Raw genomic sequence first — 15,979 nt, forward strand, 5'->3', positions numbered from 1 at the left:
GCGTACTCTCCAGCACCACGCCCAGGCCGTCGGCGGCGGCCGCTATCGCCATGGCCGCGCGGTCGAAGGAGGGGCGAGGGCGCTGGGGCAGCGACAGCCCGTTGAGCGCGAACCAGTCTGCCCAGCCGACCGGGCTGAGTTGGGATTCGATGAGCACCAGGAGCTGGATGGCCCGCATCGCGCTTTCGCCAGTTTTCAGCAGGCTTGGCGATACCAGCGGCGCGATGTGTTCTTCGCCCAGTGAGAAGACGTCCAGCCCTGGCTTGTGTCGCGCCACGCCGTAGGACAGGGTCACGTCCAGGTCGCGCATCACGCTCAGGTCCAGCGGCTCAGCGCCGGTGGTCAGCCGGATGTTGAGGCCAGGGTGCTGCCCCAGGAACGCGGGCAGGCGCGGACCAAGCCATTTCAGCGCCAGGCTGGGCGCGCAGTGCACCGCAAGCACTTCGTCGTGCGTGGGCAATTGCACTTCGGCGCAGGAAGCTTCCAGCGCATCAAACAGGCGGCCCAGGCTCTCGAAAAGGCGCCGTCCCTCCAAAGTGGTCTGTACTTGGCGGTGGCGACGCTCAAATAAGGCACGTCCGAAATGCCGCTCCAGATCACGGATCTGGTGGCTGATGGCAGACGGGGTCAGATGCAGCTCCTGCGCTGCCAGCGCAAAGCTCTGCAGGCGTGCGGCGGCCTCAAAGGTGCGCAGGCGGGCCAGCGGGGGAAGATTTCTCATGTCTGATCTCATCAGATGAAATGAGCTCATGTTTCCATGAGCATTCATCGTTTGTCAACTACAGCCTGCGGGTCGAACATGGCGGTTGATCACCACTTGAGGAGACAACATGTCCGCCGTACTTGAAAAACTGCTGCAGCCGAGCCAGACGGAGTACCGCCACGACCCGCTGACCGACCCCAAGGTGTCGATCTACCAGCCCGATCAGGCTGGACTGATCTTCCCGGGCATCCCGTCGTTTGACGATGTGGTGCAGGAGCGGCAGTACCTGAAGGAGCGGCTGGTCGGCGCCTGTCGCGCCTTTGCCCGGCAGGGGTTTGACTACGGCTTTGCCGGCCACCTCACCATCCGCGACCCGGAGCACCCGCACCTGTACTGGACCAATCCGATGGCGGTGCATTTTGCGCAGGTGAAGGTGTCCAACCTGATTCTGGTGGACCACCAGGGCGAGGTGGTGGAGGGTCGCCACGCGGTGAACCGCGCTGGCTTTGTGCTGCACGCCGCGGTGCACGAGGCGCACCCGGACATCTTGGCCATGTGCCACGCCCACACGGTTTACGGTACCGCGTTTGCGTCACTCGGCCAGCCGCTGCTGCCCATTTCGCAGGACGCCGCCGCGTTTTTTGAAGACCATGTGGTGATTGGCGACGAGGCGGGCCAGGTCGCGGTGGAGGTCAAGGCGGGGTTGAAGGTGGCCGACTGGTTCAAGGGCGTCAAAGCCGCGATTCACCAGAACCACGGCCTGTTCACAGCCAGCCGTCACAGCATCGAAGCGGCGGCGTTCTGGTTCATCGCGTTGGAGCGTTGCTGCCAGCAGCAGCTGGCCGTGATGGCCACCGGCCAGACGCCGCGTCTGGTGCCTGCCGACCGGGCGCGCTACAGCCGAGAACATGTGGGCAGCGAGTACATCGGCTGGCTGCATTTCCAGACCATCTGGAACGACCTGATTCGTACCGAGCCCGACCTGTTCGATTGATCTCGCCGGGCGGGTCGCTCGCCCTCAGCGGTTGCGAGACTTCATCACCCGCTCCACTTCGCGCTTGCCTTCGCGGTCTTTGATGGTGTCGCGCTTGTCGTGCTCTGCCTTGCCCTTGCCTAGGGCGATTTCGCATTTCACCTTGCCGTTTTTCCAGTGCAGGTTGAGGGGTACCAGGGTGTAGCCCTTTTGCTCCACCTTGCCGATCAGCCGGCGGATCTGGTCTTTTTGCAGCAACAGTTTCTTAGTGCGCACCGAATCGGGGCTGACGTGGCTGCTGGCGGTGTTGAGCGGGTTGATCTGGCAGCCGATCAGGAACAATTCGCCACTGCGAATGACCACATAGCCATCGGTGAGCTGCACCTTGCCTTCGCGCAGCGCCTTCACCTCCCAGCCTTCGAGCACCATGCCCGCCTCGAAGCGTTCCTCGATGGCGTAGTTGAACACCGCCTTCTTGTTGTCGGCGATGCGGGAATCACCGGCCTTGGTGGTGGCAGATTTACTGGGCGTGGTGGACATGGGGTCTTAGATGCGGCCGCATTGGGCCAATACAATGACAACGTCTGCGTTGTCTGGGCGGCGCCCCGAACTGGGTTGTGCGCCTAGCCCGACCCGCGATTGTATGAAAACGATTCAGAAGTCCGTCCTGCTCTGGCACAGCGCACACGAAATGTTTGCGCTGGTGACCGATGTGCACCATTACCCGCAGTTTCTGCCCTGGTGCGACCATAGCGAAGTGGTCGAGCGCCACGAATCCGGCATGGTGGCCAAGGTGGGCATGTCCATTGGTGGCCTGCGCCAGAGTTTCACCACCCGCAACACCCATGTGGAAGATCGCCAGGTGCTGCTGGATCTGGTCGACGGGCCGTTCTCCCACCTGCAGGGCTGCTGGGACTTCCACCCCCTGGGCGAAGGCACGCAGCGAGCCTGTAAGGTCGAGTTCCGCCTGACCTATGGCTTTGCCAGCCAGACGCTGGCCAGTCTGGTGGGGCCAGTGTTCGACAAGATTGCGGGCAACCTGGTGGATGCTTTCGTCAAGCGCGCTGACCACGTCTACGGCGAATGAAGATCACGCTCGCCCACGCCAGCGCACCGCGCACCGTGCATGAGCTGGTGCTGACGGTGCCCGACGGCTGCACGGTGGCTCAGGCGCTGGAAGCTTCTGGCTGGTCGGCGCAGTTCCCCGGGTTGATGTCGCTGCCGGTGGGAATCTGGAACCGACGCGCTCTGGCCAGCGACGTGCTGCGTGAGGGTGATCGGGTGGAGGTTTACCGGCGCCTGCGCGTGGACCCGAAGGTGGCGCGGCGGGAGCGCTTTGCGGGGCAGGGCGCTCGTGGGACCGGGCTGTTTTCGCGCCGCCGGCCAGGCGCCAAGCCGGGCTACTGATCGCTCACCGCGTCAGCGGCTCACTGAATACCGGCGCCGCAATCGGACTGGATGATGGCGTTGAGGCGCTGGTTTTCAGCCGCCCGGGCCTTGTCGTCCATGATCTCGCGCTCGCCCTTGGCGTTGGTGGTGGCAATGCGGATGCCTGAATCCATCGTAATCTTGTTGCGCTTGGCGCGCTCGCAGTTGTCCTGCCGAGCCTTGGCCACTTTCTCGTCCTCGGCTTTTTTCTTGGCCTGCTCTTCAGCTTCAGCCTGCTTCTTCCTGGCTTCTAGCTGCTCGTCGCGGTCATTGAGCTTGGGGACGGCGGTGGTAGCTGGCGCAGTAGTTGCCGGCGCGTTGGCCGTCTCTGTGGCCGCAGGCGCTGGAGCCAGGCCAGGGCGCTTGAGGATGTTCTTGTCGGACACGCCAACTGGCGGCGGCGTGTCGCTGAAGACTTTGCGGCCAGCGCTGTCCACCCATTGCCACTGTGCCAGCGCTGCGGTGCAACACAGCGCAGAGGCAACCAGAAGCATGGTGCGGGCAGGCGAGCGGAGGCTTTGGAAAATAACCATGAACCCAGTGTAGCGCGGCGTTTTACCGCATTCAGCCAATGGAGCCAAGCGGCGTGATCCAGTACCGGAACGGCGTGGTTTTTTCCTCTCATGCGACCTCCCCGCAGGCCTAGCGGCACTCGAAGGGGGCCTGGGGTGCACGGGTACAATCGTGTTTTTGGAGCTTTACCCTATGCGCCTCCTCGGCAAAGCGCTCACCTTCGACGATGTTCTTCTGGTGCCCGCGTACTCCCAGGTCCTGCCCAAGGACACCTCGCTGGCGACCCAGTTTTCCCGCAACATCCACCTCAACTTGCCCCTGGTGTCGGCCGCCATGGACACGGTCACCGAGGCCCGATTGGCGATCGCCATCGCGCAAGAGGGCGGCATTGGTATTGTGCACAAGAACCTGAGCGCGCAGGAGCAGGCGGCGCAGGTGGCCAAGGTCAAGCGCTATGAATCGGGTGTGTTGCGCGATCCGGTGGTGATCTCGCCCAGCACCACGGTGCGCCAAGTGATGCAGCTCTCCGACGAGCTGGGCATTTCGGGCTTTCCCGTGGTGGATGCGGGCAAGGTGGTCGGTATCGTCACCGGGCGCGATCTGCGCTTTGAGACCCGCTTCGATCTGCCGGTGAGCGAGATCATGACGCCGCGCGAGCGCCTGATCACCATGCCGGACGGCACCACGCCGGCCGAGGCCAAGACCCTCTTGAACAAGCACAAGCTAGAGCGCCTGCTGCTGGTCAACGAGGGCTTCGAGCTCAAAGGCCTGATCACGGTGAAGGACATCACCAAACAGCTGAATTTTCCGAACGCTGCGCGCGACGCATCGGGCCGCCTGCGCGTGGGCGCCGCGGTGGGCGTTGGCGAGGGCACCGAAGAACGGGTGGAAGCGCTGGTGAAAGCTGGTGTGGACGCCATCGTGGTGGACACGGCTCACGGCCACAGCAAAGGCGTGATCGACCGCGTGCGCTGGGTCAAGCAGAACTACCCCCAGGTGGACGTGATCGGCGGCAACATCGCTACTGGCAGCGCGGCGCTGGCGCTGGTGGAAGCGGGAGCCGACGGGGTGAAGGTGGGCATCGGTCCGGGCTCCATCTGCACCACCCGCATCGTGGCGGGCGTGGGCGTGCCGCAGATCATGGCCATCGATAACGTGGCCACGGCGCTGCAGACTACCGGTGTGCCGATGATTGCCGACGGTGGTATCCGCTACAGCGGCGACATCGCTAAGGCCATCGCCGCCGGCGCCAACACCGTGATGATGGGCGGCATGTTCGCTGGCACGGAAGAGTCGCCCGGCGAGATCGTGCTCTACCAGGGCCGCAGCTACAAGAGCTACCGCGGCATGGGGTCGATTGGCGCCATGCAGCAGGGCAGCGCCGATCGCTATTTCCAGGAAAGCAGCACCGGCAACCCAAACGCCGACAAGCTGGTGCCCGAAGGCATCGAAGGCCGGGTGCCCTACAAGGGCTCGGTGGTTTCCATCATTTTCCAGATGGCCGGTGGCCTGCGCGCCTCCATGGGTTACTGCGGTTGCCCGTCCATCGAGCACATGCGGGCCAAGGCCGAGTTCGTCGAGATCACCTCGGCGGGTATCCGCGAAAGCCATGTGCACGACGTGCAGATCACCAAAGAGGCGCCGAACTACAGAGCGGAGTGATGCCCCCCCGTGCCGGCTTCGCCGTCACCCCCAAGGGGACGGCACTGGCGGCCCGGCGGAGCCGGTTCCGCGGTGCCCCGGGTTTGGCCCCTCTAGGTTCTTGGGCTGTCTCTTTTGACGGCCCTTTTTGTTTCTTGAATTCCATCCTCGTTCATCTCCATGCAGCACCAGAAAATCCTCATCCTTGATTTTGGTTCCCAGGTCACCCAGCTGATCGCGCGCCGGGTGCGCGAGGCGCATGTGTATTGCGAGGTGCACCCTTGCGATGTGAGCAGCGATTGGGTCAGGGAGTTCGCTGCCGATGGCCAGCTCAAAGGCGTGATCCTTTCCGGCAGCCACGCCAGCGTGTACGAGGTGGACGACAAGGCCCCGGACGCGGTGTTTGAGCTGGGGCTGCCGGTGCTGGGCATTTGCTATGGCATGCAGACCATGGCGCAGCAGCTCGGCGGCAAGGTGGAGGCAGGGGTCACGCGCGAGTTCGGTTACGCCGAGGTGCGCGCCCGCGGCCACACGGCGCTGCTCAAAGACATCGCCGACTTCCATACGCCCGAAGGCCACGGCATGCTCAAGGTCTGGATGAGCCACGGCGACAAGGTCACCGAGCTGCCCCCGGGCTTCAAACTCATGGCCAGCACCGATGGTTGCCCGATCGCCGGCATGGCCGATGAAGACCGAGGCTACTACGCGGTGCAGTTCCACCCTGAAGTCACCCACACGGTGCAGGGCAAGGCGATGCTGGAGCGCTTCGTGCTGGACATCTGTCAGGCCAACCCCGACTGGATCATGCGCGACCACATCGCCGAGGCGGTGGCGCTGATCAAGGAGCAGGTCGGCGATGAAGAGGTGATCCTGGGCCTGTCAGGTGGCGTCGATTCCTCGGTCGCCGCGGCGCTCATTCACCGCGCCATTGGTGACCAGCTCACCTGCGTGTTCGTCGATCACGGCCTGCTGCGGCTGCACGAAGGCGACATGGTGATGGACATGTTCGTCGGCAAGCTGCACGCCAAGGTGATCCGCGTGGACGCTGCCGGGCAGTTCCTCGGTCACCTCGCCGGTGTGAGCGAGCCGGAGGCCAAACGCAAGATCATTGGGCGGGAGTTCGTCGAGGTATTCAAGGCGGAAGCCGCCAAACTCATTTCAAGTGGTGCATCAATAAAAGGCGCCAAGTGGTTGGCACAAGGGACAATTTATCCAGATGTGATCGAGTCAGGTGGGGCCAAGAGCAAGAAGGCCGTCACCATCAAGAGCCACCACAACGTGGGCGGTTTGCCCGAACAGCTGGGCCTCAAATTGCTGGAGCCGCTGCGCGATCTCTTCAAGGACGAGGTGCGTGAACTCGGCGTGGCCCTGGGTCTGCCGCACGACATGGTCTACCGCCACCCGTTCCCGGGCCCGGGTCTGGGCGTGCGCATCCTGGGTGAAGTGAAAAAGGAATATGCCGACCTGCTGCGCCAGGCCGATGCCATCTTCATCGAAGAACTGCGCTCCACCATCGATCACAATTCGGGCAAGAGCTGGTATGACCTGACCAGCCAGGCGTTCGCCGTCTTCCTGCCGGTGAAAAGCGTGGGCGTGATGGGCGACGGCCGCACCTACGACTACGTGGTGGCCCTGCGCGCGGTGCAGACCAGCGATTTCATGACCGCCGATTGGGCCGAGCTGCCGTATGCGCTGCTGAAGAAGGTGTCCGGCCGCATCATCAACGAGGTGCGAGGCATCAACCGCGTGACCTACGACGTGAGCAGCAAGCCGCCCGCCACCATCGAATGGGAATGAGTCAAGATCGTCCCAAGGTGTTTCGGAACATCCCAGGAAAACCCGATTTCTCTTTAGGGACAAGGACTTAGCGTCCCGCGACGTCCCATCGAATCCCAGGGCGTCCCAGGCGTTCTGACGGTTGACTTGACGGTATCCGGACACCTAAGCTGGCAGGCCTGCAGCGATACCGTCAGACCCAATGACGGTATTTCGGTCCTGCGACATGCAACGGATCGGAGACCCCATGGACACCTCGATGGAACGGGCGCGGGTTGGGCTGGCGAGCTCGAGAACGCGCCACGGTTTGACGCACACAACCGACGCGAACGGGGGTGGTGGTTGATCATGAGGTCAGGCGATGATGAGGGTTGCACTTTGCCGCGTTGTTTTCGTACCTGAAATCTCATCGAATCTGAGCGCGAGCATCTTTCAATAGAAGCAACAACTGATCGTCACGCAAAGGGGACCCGATGAAGCCGAACCGGGAGTAGAAGCGTGCGGCGTCTTCATCGATCGGGTGGGTCAACAAAGCGCGAATACCGGCGTGCTCTGCGATCAACAAGGCGAGGCGAATGGCCTCCTTGAGCATGCCGACGCCGATGCCTTTGCCCTGGTCCTGCGTGGACACGGCCAGCCTGGCCAGGACGATCACCGGAATCGGGAACTGTCCCATTCCTTTGCGTATGCGGTCGGGCGCGTCGGTGGTGTCAACTTGGCCCACCGTGAGGCTGAAATACCCGACTACCCGGTGGTCAGCCCCATCCACTGCGACGAACGTCCGGGCTGAGCCGCTGCTGCCGGCCTGGAGCGCGTGTTTCACCAACCATTCGTTGAGCGCCGGCTTGCCACAGTCGAAACCGTCGAGCCGGTGCGATGTGTTGAGCGGGACGGGCGCCCTCGGCATCAACGGGTTTCCCAGGGGTCTTTGCGAGAGAACAGGTCGCGCAGACCTTCATTGGGCTGAGCAGGACGGTCCAGCAACTCCAGCAGCTCCTGACACTTCGAGCCCGAGGCGACGAACAGGCGTTGATCAAGCAACGTCTGTTCTGCGACCGAATATGCGCTCTGGAGGATGAAATCGGTCAACGACTTGTGGGCCACCTCGGCAGCGCGACGGATCACCGCCTCTTGCTCAGGTGTGGCGCGAAAGCCGAGTCTGGCCGAACGGCTGTTGGACGTAGAGGCAATGGTAGACATGTGAGGGCCTCGGAGGGATTGTTCGATTTATGTTAGTACAACAGGCGTACAAAGTCAAGTAATCAGCAATAGAGATCGTGATACCGTCAAGTCAATCGTGAATACCGTCATCGCCCTCTGAAGCGAGCACCTGATACCGTCATTGCGTTACAGAACATGCCACTTTCGCATTCCAATCGCGGCCGCGAACCATCAACGACTGAGATCGAAAGCAAAGAGCCCCGGGAAGGGCTCTCGCACAAGACGGTAAATCTGTCGGTATCAAGCAAGTTCTCTGCTGGTACGCAACGCACTTTCCCTCTGAGCCGCGACCGACTGTTGACAATCGAGTGGGAATGATCCGCAAGGCGCACCATGTACCTGCCGTCCCAGTTCGCCGCTCACGATCCGGCCATTGCGCCTGAGCTGATGCGCGCGCACCCGCTGGCGCAGCTGATCTCGGTGGACGGCGAAGGCCTGCCTTTCATCACGCCCTTGCCGCTGCACGTGGTGGAAGAGGGCGGTGGCCTCACCCTTCTGGGTCACGTCGCCCGGCCCAACCCTCACGCCGGCTTCTTGCGTGAGCGGCCCACCGCGGTGGTCGTGTTCCAGGGGCCGCAGGCCTACATGACGCCGCGCGTCTACCCCGACCTCACCCGAGTGCCCACCTGGAGCTACCTGGCCGTGCACGCCACAGTGCAGGCCGGCATCATCGAAGCGTTTGAAGACAAAGACCGCTTGCTCAAACACCTGATCCACGACCATGACCCGGCCTACGCTGAGCAGTGGCGCTCTCTGGGTGAGGACTACCAGCGCAAGATGATGGCCGGAATCGTCGCGTTTGAACTGCGGGTGGTCTCGCTGCAATGCAAACTCAAGCTCAACCAGCACCGGCCTGAGTCCCACGCCGCTATGCACGCTGCCTACCAGGCGGGCAATGCCGACGAACAGGCGCTGGCCGGCTGGATGCAGCGGCTGGGCATGGTGGTGCCAACCCCAACGGGAGCAGCGTGATGCGTGGCCTGTTCGGTTTGATCGGGCTGTTGCTGGTGGTGGTCATCGTGGGTTTGCTGGTACGAAAGCAGTTCGCGCCCAACGCGCTGCCCAGTGCTCCGGGCACCGAGTCGGCGGCGCCCGCGAACCCGGCGCAGCAAAGCCGCCAGATCCAGGACCAGTTCAAGCAAGACCTGGAGAGGGCCCTGCAGCAACCCCGGTTGCCGGCCGATCAATGACCCATTCAGCCGCGGTTGTCGACGAGGGTTTCATGCGCCTGGCCCTGGCCCAGGCCCGTGCAGCGCAGCGCGCAGGGGAAATTCCTGTCGGCGCCGTGCTGGTTAAAGGCGGGGTGGTGATCGCCGTGGGCCACAACGCCCCGATCCAAGGCCGCGACCCCACCGCCCACGCCGAAATCGTGGCGCTTCGCACAGGAGCCGCTGCCCTGGGCAACTACCGGCTGGAAGGCTGCACGCTCTATGTGACGCTGGAACCCTGCGCCATGTGCAGCGGTGCCATGCTGCATGCCCGCCTGGACCGGGTGGTCTTCGGTGCGCCCGATCCCAAGACAGGCGCCGCTGGCTCGGTGGTCAACCTGTTTGCTCACACCGAGCTGAATCACCGGACACAGGTGCAGGGCGGCATACTGGCCGAGGAGTGTGCGCAGTTGCTGCGCGCCTTTTTCAAGGAGCGACGCGTGAACCCCCACCCCCTTCGAGACGATGCCTTGCGCACGCCCGAGACCGCCTTCGATGGTCTGCCTGGCTATCCCTGGACGCCGAAGTACCTGAGCGATCTGCCCAGCCTGGACGGCCTGCGCATGCACTATCTGGACGAAGGCCCGCAAGACCAAAAGAGTGCGCCCATCACCTGGCTGTGCCTGCACGGCAACCCAGCCTGGAGCTATCTATACCGCCACATGATCCCGGTTTTCCTCGCTGCAGGACATCGCGTGGTGGCACCCGACCTGATCGGTTTCGGCAAGAGCGACAAACCCAAGAAAGATGGTTTTCACACCTTCAGCTGGCACCGCCAAGTCTTGCTCGAATTCGTGGAGCGGCTCGACCTGCAGCGAGTGGCGCTGGTGGTGCAGGATTGGGGCGGTCTGCTGGGCCTGACACTGCCCATGGCTGCGCCCGAGCGATACACCCATCTGCTGGTCATGAACACCATGCTGGCCACCGGCGACGCACCACTGTCGCCCGGATTTCTAGCCTGGCGCGACATGTGCGCCCAGAAACCTGACTTTGATGTGGCCCGCCTGTTTGCGCGCGGCAATCCGCAGATGAGCGAGGCTGAGTGTGCGGCCTACAACGCACCGTTTCCCGATGCTGGCCACCGGGCGGCGCTGCGCGCCTTTCCCGCCATGGTCCCCGAGCAGGCAAATGACGACGGCGCGGCCATCTCGCGCGAAGCCCGCACCTTCTGGCAAGTGCGCTGGACCGGCCAGTCCTTGATGGCCATCGGCCAGCAAGACCCGGTGCTGGGCGAGCCGGTGATGCGCGCCCTGGCCAGCCAGATCCGCGGCTGTCCGGCTCCTTTGGTCTTGCCAGAGGCCGGCCATTTTGTGCAGGAACACGGCGCAGGCATTGCGCGCGACGCGGTGGCCCGTTTCACCGCCAACCACTGAAAAACGCTTGCGTTCACCATGAGCCATCTCTACATCTACTCACCCTCCAGCGCCGTGCGCGACAAGGCCGCGTTTCGGCGCGGCGTCAAACGCCTGCAGCAGCTTGGCCATGAAGTGGAGATCGACGAAGCCGCGCTGCGGGGTCACCAGCGTTTTGCCGGTGACGATGCCACCCGCCTCGCGGCCATTGGCCGCGCGGGGGCCAGCGGCGCCGACATCGCCATGATTTCGCGCGGTGGTTACGGACTCACCCGGCTGCTGCCCGAGCTGCCCTACAAGAAGCTGGCCAAAGCCATCGAAGGCGGCACCCAGTTCGTTGGCCTGAGCGACTTCACCGCGCTGCAGTGCGCGCTGCTGGCCAAGACCGGGGCCATCACCTGGGCCGGACCTGCGGTGGGCGAGGATTTCGGTGCCGAGGAGCCACCCGACGAGATCATGGTCGCCTGCTTTGACGATCTGGCCTGTGGGCAAGGGGAGGGCGCTGGATGGCGCCTGCCAGTGAGCGATGTGAAGGCGCTGGCTGCGCGAACGTCGGTGCGCAAGCCACCCGCCGATCCTAGCGCTGTGCCCGCGATGCGCATCCGGGGTGCCACGCTGTGGGGCGGCAACCTCAATGTGATCTGCGCCCTTGCTGGCACGCCCTACATGCCCGTGGTTGAGGGCGGCGTCCTGTTTCTGGAAGACACCAACGAGCATCCCTACCGCATCGAGCGCCAGCTCACGCAGTTGGTCAACGCCGGCATCATCGGGCGGCAGAAAGCGGTGTTGATGGGATCGTTCAACCGCTTCAAGCTGGTGCCTGGCTACGACCGGGGTTTCAACCTGCAAACGGTGGTGAGCTGGATTCGGAGCCAGACCCGTGTGCCGGTGTTCACCGGGCTGCCCTTTGGCCATGTGCCCACCAAGGTGCTGCTGCCTGTCGGGCAACGCGTGGATCTGATGGTGGAAGGGCGCGATGCCCTGATCTATTGGGGCTGAGCCCGGTTGGAGAAAGGCGCTGACTCAGCGGCGCGCACGGGCGGATTCGATCAGCGCCCTTGGCAGCAACCCATGAAAGGCGGGTGAGATCGATTGCACCATGTCGACCGCCTTGGCTTCACCATGCAGCCGGCTGAGCACGGACACCATCTCGGAGCGGGCAAACCACAGGGCGTGGGCGTCGGGCAAGTAGTTGAGACGGTGCTTGAGGCGAGGACTCAGCCGGGACCCTTCTTCGCCGAGGGTGTCGAGCATGGCCTGACGCACCGGCTCCAGGGATTCGGGAGATTCAGTGCGCACCTCGGACCCGAGGAGAGCGGAAATGCTGTTGCGAAGACCGGGTTTGAACCAGCGCATGGAGGAAACCTCAACGACGTTGTACTTGTGGTGTGAAGAATACGCCCGCTCACCCTGGGAGTGCAATCTTCCAAATACCTCAAATGACAAAAAACAACACTGGAATCAATCGCTTACAAGAGATCCTTGAGTACGTTTCTCGCACATCTGAGTGCTTTACCATTACCCACATGCAGGTGATAAGCCGTTCTGCGTCAGCCAACTAGGCCCTTGGCATGGATCACGCCGAAGTCGCTGGGAATACTGAGAGAAAACGGGTTCTTTTGTGACATTCACCACGAGTTGGCTGTGCTGCGACCACGGATTCCTGTGATAGGGCGAGCCTTTCGCCTCGCCCTGGATGAGGCGCCTTCCTATGTTGTAATCGCTGCAGAATGACCGCAAGAACATGGCTGAACTGACGATCGCTTTTGTGGACCTCACCGGAAGTGTCTCGGTGTTTGAAACACTGGGCAATGACCGCGCCACCAAGGCCGTGACCAAGCTCACCCAGTGGATCGGCTCCGTCGGGCTGGAGAACGGCGGCAAGGTGGTGAAGATGCTTGGTGACGGCGTGCTGCTGTCCTTCACCAACAACCGGCTGGCGGTCGAAACCATGACCCAGATCCAACAGGAGCACGCACAACGTGTGGCCCAGTGGCCGAACCGGCTCAAGCTCATGATGCAGATCGGCATGGCCCGCGGCCAGGTGATCCAGGTCGACGGCGATTGCTTTGGTGATGCGGTGAACGTGGCGTCGCGCCTCAGCGACCTGGCCGGGCCGGAACAGATTCTGGTCACCGACACCGTCATCCGCAAGCTTGGCACCCGCCACGGCGTGCGCAGCCGCAGCCTGGGGCCGATGCGCATCAAGGGTCGGGTCGAGCCGTGTGAGGTGTTCCGCATCGAGTGGCAGACCGAGATGCTGTCGGAGTTCCTAACCTTGCCGGCCGATCTGCACCAGCTTGGTATGTCGGCCGAGTCGGTGTTTGGTGGCATCGAGCTGGGCTGGCTGGATGCGAGCCAGTCGTTCAGCCTGACCGATTTGCCCTTGAAGATCGGCCGCGTGCCCGAGGCCGATTTTGTGGTCAACGACCCGCGGGTCTCGCGGCTTCACGCCAGCATTGACATCCGTTCAGGCAACTACGTGCTGGAAGATATCAGCAGCTACGGCACCTGGGTTCGGTTCGACGGGGTGGAAAACGCGATTTCCCTGCGCCGGCAAGAGTGCCTGTTGCACAGTGATGGCGAGATCGCCATGGGCGCGCCGTTCAGCGATTTCAGTGCACCAACCGTGTCGTTCCGGCTGGTCGATGGCCAGATGGTGCTGGGGCGTCCGCGCTGATCGCCGGCCTCGCTCGGCGCCTTATTTGAGGTTGCCCGAGAGGAACTGAGCCAGACGCTCGCTTTTGGGTCGTGTCAGAACCTCGGCTGGCACCCCTTGCTCTTCGATCACACCCTGGTGCAAAAAAATCAGGTGGTTGGATACCTCGCGCGCAAAACCCATTTCATGTGTCACCACCACCATGGTGCGGCCTTCTTCGGCAAGGGTGCGCATGACGCGCAGTACCTCGGTGACCAGCTCGGGGTCGAGGGCACTGGTGGGCTCGTCAAACAGCATCACCTCGGGCTCCATCGCCAGCGCGCGCGCGATCGCCACCCGCTGCTGCTGACCACCCGACATGTGGGCCGGGTACTTACCTTCGACATCCTTCAGGCCCACCTTCTCCAGGTACTTGCGCGCCACCGCCACTGCCTCGTCCTTGCTTTTGCCCAGCACGTGCATCGGCGCCTCGGTGATGTTTTCCAGCACCGTCAGGTGAGACCAGAGGTTGAAATGCTGGAACACCATGGCCAGCTTGGCGCGTGCCCGCTGCAGCTGCTTGTCATCGGCTGCCTTGAGCATGCCGTCTTTGGCGGTGACGAGTTTGAGCTCTTCGCCGGCCACGATGAGGCGGCCCTGCTGCGGCCTCTCCAGCAAGTTCATGCAGCGCAAAAAGGTGGATTTTCCGGAGCCAGAGGAGCCGATGATGCTGATCACATCTCCCGCGCTGGCGGTGAGCGACATGCCTTTGATGACTTCGTGAGTACCGTAGCTCTTGCGAATGTCAATGGCTTCAAGTTTGGTGGTCATGGCGGCGGTCTTGTTCGAATCAGAGGAGGTCAGGGGCTGAGCAGGTTGCCCGATCGGATGGGTTCGCGTCCCGCCACGCGACACAGCTCCAGGCCAGCAGTGGCCCAGCGCAGGTTCTGGCGTGCGTACACCAGGCCCGCGATGCTGCTGATGACCGCAGTGCGCCGGTGCGCGATCGGGTCGACCACATGCGCCAGCACCTGGCCAGGCTGCACCTCGTCTCCCGGCTGGCAGGTGAATGCGATCACGCCTGGGTGGGGAGCGAGCAGCGCCTCGGTACCGGCCAGCGGGGTGGGCTCGCACAGGGCAGGGGGCAACGCGGGTGGGGCACCAGCCAGCACGCCTTCGTGCTGCAGGTAGTGGCATATGGCCAGCGCGTCTTGCAGTGCCTGGGCATCGGACACATCGCTCTGGCCACGCAGCTCGACCGTGGTGCTGGCGCAGCCCAGTGGCACGGGCGCTTGCCCGGCGAAGTGCGCTTGCAGCCGCCACCAAGGCCCCGAGAGCGCCTCGTCAAACGAAATCGAGCCACCCGACCCGTTGGCCCACAGCACCGCCCGCGCACCAAGGTAGCGCGCCAACGGCGCCAGGCGATCCACTACCGCCTGCTCCACATAGAGGTGCATCACCGCTTCGCAGTCGCAATGCAGATCGAGCACCAGGTCGGCATCATGGGACAGTCGCATCAACGTCTGGCGCAGGCTTTGCAGCTCGGTGGAGGGCGTCTGTTCGTCCAGGGCGCGTGCCATGGCGGCGCGGATGGTGGTTTGGTTCTGCTCGGGGTCGGGTCCCAGCAGGGGCACCATATCGTCTTTGAGCAGCGCAAAGAAGTCCGGGTAGTGGCGGTTGAAGTTCTCCATGCTCGCCAGCTCGAAACGCCCCAGTTGGTGGTGCATGGCGGTCTGGCTCAGGCCAATCGGATTGGCCATGGGCACCAGGATTACCCGGCCGAGCAGCTCGTCGCGACCCTCTGCGGCGCTCAACAGGTCCCGCAGGTGGTGCGCCACCAGCATGCCGGGCAGCTCGTCGGCGTGCAGGCTGGCCTGGATGTAGGCCTTGCGGGTGGCCTGCTCCGGTCCGAAATGCAGGCTGGTCAGCGTGCGCTGGGTGCCCAGCGACGGAGAGAGCAGGGGGTGATGGATGGTTTGCATCGGCGTGGTGGGTGCAGGTGCGGCCGGTGGCCTGGCTCCTGCAGTCCGTCAGTGCGTGCGCGGCTTCAGGTAGGCCAGGAAGCGCCGCTCCAGCAGGCGGAATCCATAGACCAGCGTGAACGTGAGACAGAAGTAAACCACGGCCACCGCAATGAAGGGCTGGAACGCGAGGTAGTAGGTCTTGTAGATGGCATAGGCCGCGTTGGTCAGGTCGTACAGCGCCGGGACCACACTGGCAAGCGACGTGGCGTGCAGCATCATGACCACTTCATTGGAATAGCCGGGCAGGGTGCGGCGCAGCGCACTGGGCAGGACCAGCCGGAACATCATGCTCCATTTGCCAAAGCCCGCCGCCTGGGCTGCTTCGATCTCGCCCGCCGGTGTTTCCCGGATGGCTCCCGCCAGCATTTCAACCGTGTAGGCACAGGTGTTGAGCGTGAAGGCAAACACCGCGCAGAAAAACGGATCCTTGAACCAGGTAAAGGGCCAGGTGGTGTCCCACAGGCCTTGCACCCATTCGAGCTGGGCAATGCCGTAGTAGATG

Annotated in this window: 19 protein-coding genes; 10 read left to right on the top strand and 9 right to left on the bottom strand. The window is 63.4% G+C overall.

All coding sequences use genetic code 11. The features are described from left to right. The coding region (locus GPT34_RS16730) for a LysR family transcriptional regulator (protein WP_291014904.1) at positions 1 to 721 on the bottom strand (721 nt) is incomplete at its 3' end. A gap of 109 nt (positions 722 to 830) precedes the next feature. Between GPT34_RS16730 and GPT34_RS16735 the strand changes: the two genes are divergently transcribed. Further along, positions 831 to 1,697, top strand: coding sequence for a class II aldolase/adducin family protein (locus GPT34_RS16735; RefSeq protein ID WP_291014906.1), 867 nt, complete (start codon positions 831 to 833; stop codon positions 1,695 to 1,697). A gap of 24 nt (positions 1,698 to 1,721) precedes the next feature. Here GPT34_RS16735 and smpB read toward each other — a convergent pair whose 3' ends face one another. Continuing rightward, positions 1,722 to 2,216 carry an SsrA-binding protein SmpB gene (smpB, locus tag GPT34_RS16740; RefSeq protein WP_291014909.1) on the bottom strand — a complete coding sequence of 165 codons (495 nt, stop codon included), beginning with the start codon at positions 2,214 to 2,216 and terminating at the stop codon, positions 1,722 to 1,724. Between the two features lie 103 nt (positions 2,217 to 2,319). On the opposite strand from smpB, the gene GPT34_RS16745 reads away from it, so the two are divergent. Beyond that, positions 2,320 to 2,763, top strand: a complete 444-nt coding sequence (locus GPT34_RS16745) for a type II toxin-antitoxin system RatA family toxin (protein ID WP_291014911.1) — start codon at positions 2,320 to 2,322, stop codon at positions 2,761 to 2,763. Further along, positions 2,760 to 3,083 (top strand): RnfH family protein, encoded by a 324-nt coding sequence (locus GPT34_RS16750; protein ID WP_291014913.1) that lies wholly within the window; start codon positions 2,760 to 2,762, stop codon positions 3,081 to 3,083. The genes GPT34_RS16745 and GPT34_RS16750 overlap by 4 nt, the downstream gene beginning before the upstream one ends. 20 nt (positions 3,084 to 3,103) lie before the next feature. Here the strand turns inward: GPT34_RS16750 and GPT34_RS16755 are convergent, their stop codons facing one another. After that, positions 3,104 to 3,598 carry a DUF4124 domain-containing protein gene (locus GPT34_RS16755; protein ID WP_291014916.1) on the bottom strand — a complete coding sequence of 165 codons (495 nt, stop codon included), beginning with the start codon at positions 3,596 to 3,598 and terminating at the stop codon, positions 3,104 to 3,106. Between the two features lie 211 nt (positions 3,599 to 3,809). Here GPT34_RS16755 and guaB point away from each other — a divergent pair, with 211 nt between their 5' ends. Both guaB and guaA read left to right on the top strand, forming a co-directional pair. After that, entirely contained in the window at positions 3,810 to 5,279 is a 1,470-nt protein-coding gene (gene guaB, locus GPT34_RS16760; protein WP_291014918.1) for an IMP dehydrogenase, read from the top strand. Between the two features lie 159 nt (positions 5,280 to 5,438). Continuing rightward, on the top strand, positions 5,439 to 7,055 hold the full coding sequence (gene guaA, locus GPT34_RS16765; protein ID WP_291014920.1) for a glutamine-hydrolyzing GMP synthase: 1,617 nt from the start codon (positions 5,439 to 5,441) through the stop codon (positions 7,053 to 7,055). A 385-nt stretch (positions 7,056 to 7,440) separates the two neighbouring features. Here the strand turns inward: guaA and GPT34_RS16770 are convergent, their stop codons facing one another. Both GPT34_RS16770 and GPT34_RS16775 read right to left on the bottom strand, forming a co-directional pair. After that, on the bottom strand, positions 7,441 to 7,941 hold the full coding sequence (locus GPT34_RS16770; RefSeq protein WP_291014922.1) for a GNAT family N-acetyltransferase: 501 nt from the start codon (positions 7,939 to 7,941) through the stop codon (positions 7,441 to 7,443). Continuing rightward, positions 7,941 to 8,234 carry a DUF1778 domain-containing protein gene (locus tag GPT34_RS16775; protein ID WP_291014924.1) on the bottom strand — a complete coding sequence of 98 codons (294 nt, stop codon included), beginning with the start codon at positions 8,232 to 8,234 and terminating at the stop codon, positions 7,941 to 7,943. Before GPT34_RS16775 ends, GPT34_RS16770 begins: the two co-directional genes overlap by 1 nt. Positions 8,235 to 8,588: 354 nt before the next feature. Between GPT34_RS16775 and GPT34_RS16780 the strand changes: the two genes are divergently transcribed. Genes GPT34_RS16780 through GPT34_RS16795 form a run of 4 tightly spaced genes read left to right on the top strand, consistent with a single transcriptional unit; the run spans position 8,589 to position 11,814 of the window. Next, positions 8,589 to 9,227 (top strand): FMN-binding negative transcriptional regulator, encoded by a 639-nt coding sequence (locus GPT34_RS16780; RefSeq protein ID WP_291014926.1) that lies wholly within the window; start codon positions 8,589 to 8,591, stop codon positions 9,225 to 9,227. Then, positions 9,227 to 9,445 (top strand): hypothetical protein, encoded by a 219-nt coding sequence (locus tag GPT34_RS16785; protein ID WP_291014929.1) that lies wholly within the window; start codon positions 9,227 to 9,229, stop codon positions 9,443 to 9,445. The genes GPT34_RS16780 and GPT34_RS16785 overlap by 1 nt, the downstream gene beginning before the upstream one ends. Further along, the gene (gene tadA, locus GPT34_RS16790) at positions 9,442 to 10,836 is read left to right on the top strand and encodes a tRNA adenosine(34) deaminase TadA (RefSeq protein WP_291014932.1); all 1,395 of its coding nucleotides are present in this window, start codon (positions 9,442 to 9,444) and stop codon (positions 10,834 to 10,836) included. The genes GPT34_RS16785 and tadA overlap by 4 nt, the downstream gene beginning before the upstream one ends. An 18-nt stretch (positions 10,837 to 10,854) precedes the next feature. Further along, the gene (locus GPT34_RS16795) at positions 10,855 to 11,814 is read left to right on the top strand and encodes an LD-carboxypeptidase (protein ID WP_291014935.1); all 960 of its coding nucleotides are present in this window, start codon (positions 10,855 to 10,857) and stop codon (positions 11,812 to 11,814) included. Between the two features lie 24 nt (positions 11,815 to 11,838). Here the strand turns inward: GPT34_RS16795 and GPT34_RS16800 are convergent, their stop codons facing one another. Next, complete coding sequence (locus GPT34_RS16800) at positions 11,839 to 12,171, bottom strand: hypothetical protein (RefSeq protein WP_291014937.1); 333 nt, start codon at positions 12,169 to 12,171, stop codon at positions 11,839 to 11,841. A 388-nt stretch (positions 12,172 to 12,559) separates the two neighbouring features. On the opposite strand from GPT34_RS16800, the gene GPT34_RS16805 reads away from it, so the two are divergent. Then, the gene (locus tag GPT34_RS16805) at positions 12,560 to 13,495 is read left to right on the top strand and encodes an adenylate/guanylate cyclase domain-containing protein (RefSeq protein ID WP_291014940.1); all 936 of its coding nucleotides are present in this window, start codon (positions 12,560 to 12,562) and stop codon (positions 13,493 to 13,495) included. Between the two features lie 21 nt (positions 13,496 to 13,516). Here GPT34_RS16805 and GPT34_RS16810 read toward each other — a convergent pair whose 3' ends face one another. From GPT34_RS16810 to GPT34_RS16820, 3 genes are all read right to left on the bottom strand, one after another. Then, the gene (locus GPT34_RS16810; protein ID WP_291014943.1) at positions 13,517 to 14,284 is read right to left on the bottom strand and encodes an ATP-binding cassette domain-containing protein; all 768 of its coding nucleotides are present in this window, start codon (positions 14,282 to 14,284) and stop codon (positions 13,517 to 13,519) included. A 29-nt stretch (positions 14,285 to 14,313) separates the two neighbouring features. Next, positions 14,314 to 15,435 (bottom strand): M14 family metallopeptidase, encoded by a 1,122-nt coding sequence (locus tag GPT34_RS16815; protein WP_291014946.1) that lies wholly within the window; start codon positions 15,433 to 15,435, stop codon positions 14,314 to 14,316. A 48-nt stretch (positions 15,436 to 15,483) separates the two neighbouring features. Beyond that, on the bottom strand, positions 15,484 to 15,979 hold a 496-nt coding region (locus GPT34_RS16820), incomplete at its 5' end, for an ABC transporter permease subunit (protein WP_291014949.1).

Origin of the sequence: Hydrogenophaga sp. (assembly GCF_011390835.1) — a bacterium.
Lineage (GTDB): Bacteria > Pseudomonadota > Gammaproteobacteria > Burkholderiales > Burkholderiaceae_C > Hydrogenophaga.